Source organism: Loigolactobacillus bifermentans DSM 20003 (assembly GCF_001434575.1).
In the GTDB taxonomy this organism is placed as follows: Bacteria; Bacillota; Bacilli; order Lactobacillales; family Lactobacillaceae; genus Loigolactobacillus; species Loigolactobacillus bifermentans.
The window spans coordinates 1-8910 of sequence record NZ_AZDA01000124.1 but is presented as its reverse complement, the minus strand read 5'-3'; the positions used below and the strand labels follow the sequence as shown (position 1 = coordinate 8910).

The window sequence follows — 8910 nt, the reverse complement described above, 5'->3', positions numbered from 1 at the left end:
ATTGGTCCAAAATTGTGCGGTATGCCGATATTAAACCTCGTATGAATAATTCGGGAAAAAATATTGATTTTTATCGTTGACAAATACCTTAATCATGCTAATATATTGGCGAATAAAGCAGTTGCAGAAATGTGTATTTTTACAAATTTTAAAATTACATTTTACAAATTTCACAAGTGCTTGTTCAATGGTAAAAACCATGTGGAAGGGATGGTAACATGTCTAAAATTAAAAAAATCACAAGAGAAAAAATCACAATCGGAATCATTGGTATGGGTCGTATTGGGAACGTTCATTACAAAAATTTATTGAGAATGCCAAATATTGAAATCGCTTATATTTGTGATATAGCAGCTGAGGAAGATTGGTCATCAAAATATTCGCAGGCGGATAAAATCGTAACGGATTACCATCAAGTGCTTGCGGATAAGCGAGTACAGGCCGTACTGATCTGTGTACCAACTGATCTACATCCACAATTCACCATTGATGCTGCATTAGCAGGGAAAAATATTTTCTGTGAAAAGCCAGTAGGATTTGACGATGATGCGATTTTAAAGGCTTATCAAACCGTTCAAGAAACCGGTGTTAAATTTCAAGTTGGTTTTAATCGGCGCTTTGATAAAAATTTTCGGCGTATTGTTGACCATCGTGAACAAGGCGATCTTGGAACGGCGCATATCTTAAAAATTACATCACGAGATCCAGAACCACCATCGATGGATTACGTTAAACGTTCTGGCGGAATCTTTATGGATATGACGATTCATGATTTTGATATGGCTCGTTTTATTACTGGTGAAGAGGTGGATTCTGTGTTTGTAGCCGGTGGTGTGTTAGTTGATCCGGCTATTGGTGAAGCTGGCGATATTGATACAGCTTTGACGACACTGCGCTTTAAAAATGGCATGATTGGTTTGATCGATAATAGTCGAAAGGCTGTCTATGGCTATGATCAGCGTATCGAATTGTTTGGATCTGCAGGGATGGCACATGCTGATAATGTGCTGGATAGTACAACAACTTATTCTGGTTCGAAAACAGTGATGAGTGACAAACCAATGTTTTTCTTTTTACAACGGTACATTGATGCTTATTTTTCAGAATTAGGTTCATTTTTTGAGGCGGTACAAGGTGAGCATGATATTGAATGTACTTTTGCAGACGGTATTTATGCTATTCGCTTGGCCCAAGCTGCTAAAAAATCGTTAGAAACAGGTCAACCCGTTAAGGTTGCACCAATTAAATAAATATAAGGAGGAATTTAATATGACTTATGACGTAAGTAAAGCAATCAAATGGGGGATTGCACCGATTGGTTGGCGCAATGATGATATTCCATCGATTGGCAAAGATAATAATTTGCAACAATTATTAAGTGACATTGTTGTCTCTGGTTTCCAAGGTACGGAAGTAGGTGGCTTTTTCCCAGAACCACAAAAACTAAATTACGAACTCAATTTGCGTCGGTTACAAATTGCAGGTCAATGGTTTAGCAGTTTCATTATTCGTGATGGAATTGAAAAGGCCAGTGCGGCATTTGAGGAACATTGTAAATTTTTACAGGCGGTCCATGCGCCAATTGCAGTTGTATCTGAACAAACGTACACCATTCAAACATCCGATACAGCAAATATTTTTACGGACAAACATCATTTTACGGATCAAGAATGGGATGAAGTTTGTACAGGACTTAACCATTATGGTGAGATTGCCGCAAAATACGGTATCAAGGTGGCTTATCATCATCATATGGGAACAGGGATTCAAACTAAGGCTGAAACCGATCGCTTAATGGCGAATACAGATCCAAAGTTAGTAGGTCTGTTATATGATACCGGCCATATTGCAGTTTCTGATGGGGACTATCTGAGTTTGTTAGAGGCACACATTGATCGTATTGTACATGTTCATTTCAAAGATGTTCGGTTTGATAAAGAAAAAGAATGCCGTCAAAAGGGATTGACTTTCCAAAATTCGTTTTTAAATGGCATGTTTACAGTTCCTGGTGATGGTGATTTAGATTTTAAACCAGTCTTCCAAAAATTAGTAGAACATCAATATCAGGGCTGGATCGTTGTTGAAGCCGAGCAAGATCCTGCAAAAGCAAATCCTTTAGAAATGGCCCAAATTGCTCAAAAATATATTCAAAACGAACTGTTGGCTAAGTGAAGGCAGTGGTTCGAGGTATCTGATCAGTAAGTCGGCCGGCTACTGATCAGACAGTAGCGTAATTTGTGGAGGTGAAAGGCAGTGCAAGATACAGAAAAAACGATTCAATCGCAAGGTAATCATAATGGCTATTTAACTTTAGTTTCTTGGATTACTGGGATGGGCGCATTAGCGTTTGGGTATAATACGGCTGTTGTGAACGGGGCATTGGATTTTATGGCTAAGCCAGGCCAGTTGGACTTGTCAACTTGGGCCCAAGGGGTCGTTTCTAGTGGCTTAACATTAGGCGCCGCCTTTGGGGCAGTATTTGGCGGACCACTTAGTGACAAAATTGGCCGAAAAAAATTGTTGATCTGGTTAGGGGTTATTTTTACAATTTTGGGGTTAGGCTGTGGTTTGGCACCAAATACAACTGTTATTATTGGTTGCCGTTTTATTTTAGGGCTAGCAGTTGGTGCCGCATCAGGTACTGTTCCGGTTTATTTGGCGGAAATTGCACCGGCATCTAAGCGAGGTCAAATGGTCTCTATGAACCAATTTTTAATTGTATTTGGTCAGTTTTTGGTTTTCGGCGTCAATGCCGTTTTAGGGAACTTATTCGGTGATCACGCTGCCATTTGGCGGGTAATGATCTCGCTAGCTAGTGTTCCGGGGATTGTTTTATGGATCGGTATGTATGCCATGCCTGAAAGTCCACGGTGGCTAAGCGCGCAAAACCGTTTTGCAGATGCATTAAAGGTACTTTATCGAATTCGGAGCAAGGCACAGGCCGAAGCAGAAATTAAAGAAGTTGAAGCAAATACAAAACGAGAAAAAGCCGCACAGGCAAATGCTGTTTCACTGAAAGATTTCAAACAGAAATGGATCATTCAAGTTTGTATTACTGGCGCTATGCTAGGCGTGATCCAGCAATTTGCTGGGATCAATGCCATTATGTATTATGGGTCACAAGTATTGAAAGACGCTGGCTTCGCTGCCAATGCGGCATTGATAGCAAATGTTGCAAATGGGATTTTTTCATGTATTGGTGCAGTGATTGGTATGTATACCATTGATAAATTAGGTCGAAAAAGGTTGGAGTTAACTGGATTGATTTTTTGTGCAGTCGCTTTGATTACTGTCGGTCTGATTAAAACATATGCTGGGATGTCCTCTTGGACTGCCTATGCAATTATGATCATTATTTTAGTCTACATTGTGATTTTTCAAGGGACGATTGGCCCTGTCACTTGGCTACTGGACTCAGAAATTTTTCCAAATCGTTATCGTGGCCTGGGAACCGGAATCGCGATTTTCGTGCTTTGGTTTGCCAATTTTATCGTTGGGTTATTGTTCCCTGTTTTATTAGATGTATTAGGCTTGGCCACAGTCTTTTATGTTTTTGCTGTTTGCTGTGTGTTAGGCGCCTGCTTTGTTTATATTCGTGTTCCAGAAACGAAAGGTGTTAATTTAGAAGATATCGAATCTTATTTCCGGGCACGGTATGATAAAAACTATCAAGGCGAATCAAAAATTTAAAAAAGCCACGGTTTAAGTAAACCGTAGCAGTTAACTATTGTAGGTCAGAAGTAAGCTTTTCTAAATTCACTGGGCGTCATATCCAGTTCCTGATCAAAAATCTTGTTGAGATGTGACGCGTCATGAAAGCCACAAGTAGTTGCGATTTCGGCAATGCTTAACTCAGCTGGACCTGTTAATAACTGTTGGGCGTGGGAAAGGCGCACGGAAATTAAATACTGATGCACACTATTGTTGGTATAAGTTTTGAACTTATTAGATAGTAAGGTGGCACTGACGTTAAGTGCGAGACACAACGTTTTAATTGTAATATGTTCTTGGTAGTGTAAATCAATATAAGCAAGCGCATCAGTAACAAGTTTTGGTGTTTTATGCAACGTGGCATGATCCAGCTGTGAAACACGAGAATCTGTTAGATTAAGTAGCATACCATAAAGTGATTGTGAATAGCGTAAATCGTTACCAGTATAGGCCTCTTCAGCCAATAAGGCTAATAACTGTTCAAATAGTTGCTTTAAAGTAGGTGTGCACTCAAAACTATTTTGTTTATTCCGCGTAATATAATCATAAAGTGGCTGAACTGGTTGACCGTTAAAGTGGAAAAAGATAAAGCGACAGGTTTTTGATACGTAATAATGATTTGGTTTTTTGCAATCAAGCAATACGACCGTATCTCTTTTTGCAAGTAGATTTGGTCGGTCATCGAATGTGAAGTTTAATTCACCAGATTGTATCCAGAAAATGATGAATGAGTTCATATATTGGCGGTCGGTACGATAGGGGTATGAAACTTCAAATTGAGCACCCCAAAGTGGATAGTGGTATAGCTCTTTTGCAACGTTTGATGGATGATTAAAAAAAGTGCCTTGCAATGTTTTGGCGCCCTGGGGATTATAATTCGGTTCGCTTTTCATGTTAGTCACCTCGATAAATTTATAATATCACAAACTTGATAATTTAGTGATGGAAATTTCTTTATTTTTATAAAAAATAAATTTAGTTATTTTTACAACAATGATGAAGAAATACTATTTTACTATGCTATTTTTAGCTTGATATCGCTATTTTATTAAAAATATATGTTTTTGAGAGAATTATATAATTGTTATATTTTACAAATAATGCAATTGTTTTTACATTGTAACAACGAAATTATGATGTTATCTTATTTGTGAAATATAAATTAAGTGCGCATATGTTGCATTGATCAAGTAGGTATTTGGTCTGCAAACGTGCTTAGTGAATTGAAAAAGGAGGAAATCTCAATGAAATTAGCTTATGATCCATCGATGTTTCGTGATAACACATCGTTTCACGATATGATTGAAAAAACGGCACGACTTGGTTACAAGTATATTGAATTATCACCACGGGAAGACTTTATCTGGTTTTACCAATACCCCAAGGTTAATTCAGCAATGATCAAAAATGTTAAAAAGTGGCTTAGTGATGCCGGGGTTGCGCTGTCCTCTGTTTTACCTGTTCAGCAATGGTCTTCACCAGATGAGCAGGAACGGCAAGCAGCAGTTCGCAATATGCGACGTACAATTGAAATCACTGCTGAGTTGGGAGTGGATACGTTAAATACAGAATTTTCTGGTGATAAGCAAAATCCAGTTGCTTCTGAAGGTCAATGGTATAAATCTATGGAAGAATTGGCCCCAGATTTTGAAAAAAATCAGATTAAATTAGAGATCCAAGCACATCCGAATGATTTTATTGAATCCAGTGAAGAGGCGGCCAAATTAATTCGTTCTTTAGATACGGACTGGGTTTCACAAGTTTGGTGTTCCGCACATGCTTTTTATTCCGATGGTGGTATCGGCGACGTGAGAAAACAAATTTTAGGTAGTAAAGACGTTTTGAGCCACATCTTAATTGCGGATACATTGAATTTTAAGAGCAATTACGAATTGCGATACATTATTAATCCACCAGCTGCTCCTGTTACGATCCATCAGCATTTAAATCCAGGTGAAGGTGAAGTTGATTTTGAGGCAATGTATCAGGCGCTGAATGAAATCAAGTTCGATGGTATTGTGACAAATAATGTGTTTGCGTGGCCGGATCGCGCGGCATGGTCAAATGAACAAACATTGCCGAATATTAAAAAGGGATTAGGGCTTGCTTAATTAATTGGAGGGATACACATGATCGCACAAAATCGGTTCTGTCTAAATCGTAAAGTTGCCCCTGGGATTTCTTTGACCGACACAATTCCGTTTGTTGCCAAGCTTGGTATACCTAATATTGAATTACGCAATGATCTGTACGGTGCACCTGATAATCAAACAATCTTGGATCAACTTGATGGTGCAACAGTGGCAGCGCTACTAAAAAAGCATCAAGTATCTGTTGAAACGATTAATGCGGTGGGAAATATGGACCAGCGGGCCTTGATTGATGAGAATCTTAAAAGTCTTACAGAAATGTTGGAACTGTGTAAGGCACTACCAGTCAAAAAAATTGTTTTTTGTCCCGTTCGTTCACAGGCTGATCGCCGTAGTTCAGCACAACGCCAAGCAGAAGCAATTGCTAATATTAAAGAGTATGCGCAGCTTTTAACAAAATATCAGGTCAATGGTTTGATTGAACCTTTAGGATTTGAAGATAGTACATTGCGTACGCCTTGGGATGGACAAGAAATCATTCGTAAAGCTGGCGTAACGAATTTTAAATTGGTAGCCGATACGTTCCATTATTATTTGGCCAATGTGACGTCGCAGCAGTTCCAAGAGCAAGTGGATGTTAACGCGATCGGCCTCGTACATCTCAGCGGTGTGCCAACGATGAAGGCGCGTAATCGGTTGGATGACCAAGACCGATACATGTTAGATCCTGCTGATATTATGCAATCGGCGGCATGGGCCCGCACATTTGAAGCAGCGGGTTATCAAGGTATTTATGCTTTTGAACCATTTTCGGATGATTTAAAACAGTGGCAGCTAGACCAAGTTAAACAGGAATTGGAAAAGAGTATTGCGTTGGTGCAAGGTGAATAGGACTAACGGCCGAATATGTTGGTACAAATGAAAGCGGTTTTGTCGCTTTTTAGGAGGTTGATCGCAAATGATGGAATTATCGTTGGTTACAGATGTATTGAAAGATCTGAGTTATACAGAAATGTTGGATACAGTCCAATCAAAGTATGGTTTAAATGCCGTTGAGATCTCAGCAGGTGGCTGGCAACCAACACCACATATTGATCGGGATGCACTGCTACAAGATGATGGTAAAGTAAAAGCCTTTAAAAAAGAATTAGCAGCCCGGGATATGAAGCTGGTTGCATTGAACTGCTCAGGGAATCCGCTAGCCCCTGGTGCATTAGGTGCATTACACACAAAAACAATTCGGCAAACGATTCTTTTAGCAGAAAAGTTAGGCGTAAAAAAAATTGTTACTATGAGTGGCCTACCTGCAGCTAGTCCGCAAGATACGTTACCAAATTGGATCAGCTCAACGATTTCCTGGCCGGATTATATGCCAGAGGCTTTGCGCTATCAGTGGGAAGACGTGGCGATTCCATGGTGGGAAGAGACTGTAAAACTGGCAAAGGACCACGGTGTAGAAAAGATTGCTTTAGAAGCATTCCCGAGCCAATTAGTTTACAATCCGCGGACTTTATTGAAGTTACGTCAGGCCGTTGGCGATACAGTGGGCATTAATTTAGATCCGTCACACTTTTTCGTGATGGGTATTGATCCAATCGCGACAATTCGTGCTTTAAAAGGTGCCATCTATCATGTACACGGCAAGGACGCCCGTATCGAACGTGGTTTAGCCGATGTTAACGGTTTGATGGAAACCAAACCGGTGACGGATTCCTACAATAGAACTTGGAATTATGTTGGCGTTGGTTGCGGTCACGATCTGCAATATTGGCGCGAGTTTTTCTCTGTTTTGGGCATGGCCGGGTATAACAATGATTATGTTTCTTTAGAAATGGAAGACCTAACAATGAGTGTCGATGCGGGTCTTAGAACGTCTATCGATACACTACAAAATTCTATTATTAAATAGGAATAACACTGGTAATCATTATTGCCGCTAACGTAAACGCAATAATTTATAAAATATTATTTAAACAGAAGGGATGTTTTATTATGACATTAAACGTCGGAATTATTGGATTAGGTGCAATGGGGTCAGACCACGTTAAGCGTATTTCAGAAAGAACAGGTGGCGTCAATTTAGTAGCAGTTGCTGATTTGAATAAAGCCTTAGTTGAAAAGTATTCAAAGAAGTACGATGCAAAAGGTTACACAGATGGTGCAGCATTAATTGATTCTCCTGATGTTGATGCGGTTATGGTTGTGACATCACCTGATGAAGAACATTCTCAATTTGTTTTGAAAGCCATTGAAGCTGGTAAATATGTATTTTGCGAAAAGCCATTGATGCCGACTGTTGCTGCGTGTCAAGAAATTATCGATGCAGAAACAAAGCATGGTAAACGCTTGGTCCAAGTTGGCTTCATGCGTCGATATGGTAAAGGCTATATCGAAATGAAAAAAGCAATCGATGAGCGTCAATTTGGCGAACCACTAATTATTCACGCAACTCACCGTAATTATGAAGTGCCAGAAACTTATGATACACCAATGGCTATTTCTAACACAGCAGTCCATGAAGCTGATCTACTGCACTGGTTATTAGGTGAAGATTATGAATCAGGGGTTACCTTCTTACCTAAAAAACAAACGAAGTATACGCGGAGTAACTTACATGATCCACAAATCATCATGTTAGATACCAAGTCTGGTGTTCATATTGACCTAGAAGTCTTTGTAAATAACCATATGGGTTATGATATTAATTGTGAAGTTGTTTGTGAAGAAGGCACAATTTCATTAAAGACACCAACAGACGTTGCAATTAAGACGAAATTCCATCGTGAAGATCATATTCCTGAAGAATTCACTGAACGGTTTAAAGACGCATACGACAACGAAATTCAGCAATGGGTTGATAGCGTTCAAAATGATAAGTTAACTGGTCCTAGCTCTTGGGATGGTTTAATTGCCATGGCAACTTGTGATGCTTTAGGTAAATCTCGAGATGAAGGTGGCATTCGTGAACCAATCGCATTGCCTGAAAAACCAGCTTTATATAACGACTGATTAATAGTCGAGTTTTAAGTAGATTTGAAGTGGCTTTCCCCCCTTTAACCTGAATTATGCATATCTTTTCCTAAACCTTAACGAGAATGCTGCTACACCA

The 8910-nt window shown here is 39.4% G+C and carries 8 protein-coding genes; 7 read left to right on the top strand and 1 reads right to left on the bottom strand.

Annotated features, from left to right (window positions below):
- Positions 1–218: 218 nt before the first annotated feature.
- From iolG to FC07_RS13235, 3 genes are all read left to right on the top strand, one after another.
- Positions 219–1250, top strand: coding sequence for an inositol 2-dehydrogenase (gene iolG, locus FC07_RS13245; RefSeq protein ID WP_057905567.1), 1032 nt, complete (start codon positions 219–221; stop codon positions 1248–1250).
- Positions 1251–1269: 19 nt separating this feature from the next.
- The gene (iolE, locus tag FC07_RS13240) at positions 1270–2172 is read left to right on the top strand and encodes a myo-inosose-2 dehydratase (RefSeq protein WP_057905566.1); all 903 of its coding nucleotides are present in this window, start codon (positions 1270–1272) and stop codon (positions 2170–2172) included.
- Positions 2173–2253: 81 nt separating this feature from the next.
- Positions 2254–3690 carry a sugar porter family MFS transporter gene (locus FC07_RS13235; RefSeq protein ID WP_235807523.1) on the top strand — a complete coding sequence of 479 codons (1437 nt, stop codon included), beginning with the start codon at positions 2254–2256 and terminating at the stop codon, positions 3688–3690.
- Positions 3691–3734: 44 nt separating this feature from the next.
- On the opposite strand, the gene FC07_RS13230 is transcribed toward FC07_RS13235, so the two are convergent.
- A complete protein-coding gene (locus FC07_RS13230; protein WP_057905565.1) occupies positions 3735–4604 on the bottom strand; it encodes a helix-turn-helix domain-containing protein in 870 nt (289 codons plus the stop codon).
- Between the two features lie 351 nt (positions 4605–4955).
- On the opposite strand from FC07_RS13230, the gene FC07_RS13225 reads away from it, so the two are divergent.
- From FC07_RS13225 to FC07_RS13210, 4 genes are all read left to right on the top strand, one after another.
- Positions 4956–5822 (top strand): sugar phosphate isomerase/epimerase family protein, encoded by an 867-nt coding sequence (locus tag FC07_RS13225; RefSeq protein WP_057905564.1) that lies wholly within the window; start codon positions 4956–4958, stop codon positions 5820–5822.
- Positions 5823–5840: 18 nt separating this feature from the next.
- Entirely contained in the window at positions 5841–6692 is an 852-nt protein-coding gene (locus tag FC07_RS13220) for a sugar phosphate isomerase/epimerase family protein (protein WP_057905563.1), read from the top strand.
- A gap of 67 nt (positions 6693–6759) precedes the next feature.
- Positions 6760–7710, top strand: coding sequence for a sugar phosphate isomerase/epimerase family protein (locus tag FC07_RS13215; protein ID WP_235807522.1), 951 nt, complete (start codon positions 6760–6762; stop codon positions 7708–7710).
- A gap of 83 nt (positions 7711–7793) precedes the next feature.
- A complete protein-coding gene (locus tag FC07_RS13210; protein ID WP_057905562.1) occupies positions 7794–8810 on the top strand; it encodes a Gfo/Idh/MocA family protein in 1017 nt (338 codons plus the stop codon).
- Positions 8811–8910: the final 100 nt, after the last annotated feature.

Bases quoted from the DNA above. Each gene is read 5' to 3' on its own strand.
- FC07_RS13210 (WP_057905562.1), top strand. From the start codon at position 7,794: ATGACATTAAACGTCGGAATTATTGGATTAGGTGCAATGGGGTCAGAC.
- FC07_RS13230 (WP_057905565.1), bottom strand. From the start codon at position 4,604: ATGAAAAGCGAACCGAATTATAATCCCCAGGGCGCCAAAACATTGCAA.
- FC07_RS13215 (WP_235807522.1), top strand. From the start codon at position 6,760: ATGATGGAATTATCGTTGGTTACAGATGTATTGAAAGATCTGAGTTAT.
- FC07_RS13225 (WP_057905564.1), top strand. From the start codon at position 4,956: ATGAAATTAGCTTATGATCCATCGATGTTTCGTGATAACACATCGTTT.
- FC07_RS13220 (WP_057905563.1), top strand. From the start codon at position 5,841: ATGATCGCACAAAATCGGTTCTGTCTAAATCGTAAAGTTGCCCCTGGG.
- iolG (WP_057905567.1), top strand. From the start codon at position 219: ATGTCTAAAATTAAAAAAATCACAAGAGAAAAAATCACAATCGGAATC.
- iolE (WP_057905566.1), top strand. From the start codon at position 1,270: ATGACTTATGACGTAAGTAAAGCAATCAAATGGGGGATTGCACCGATT.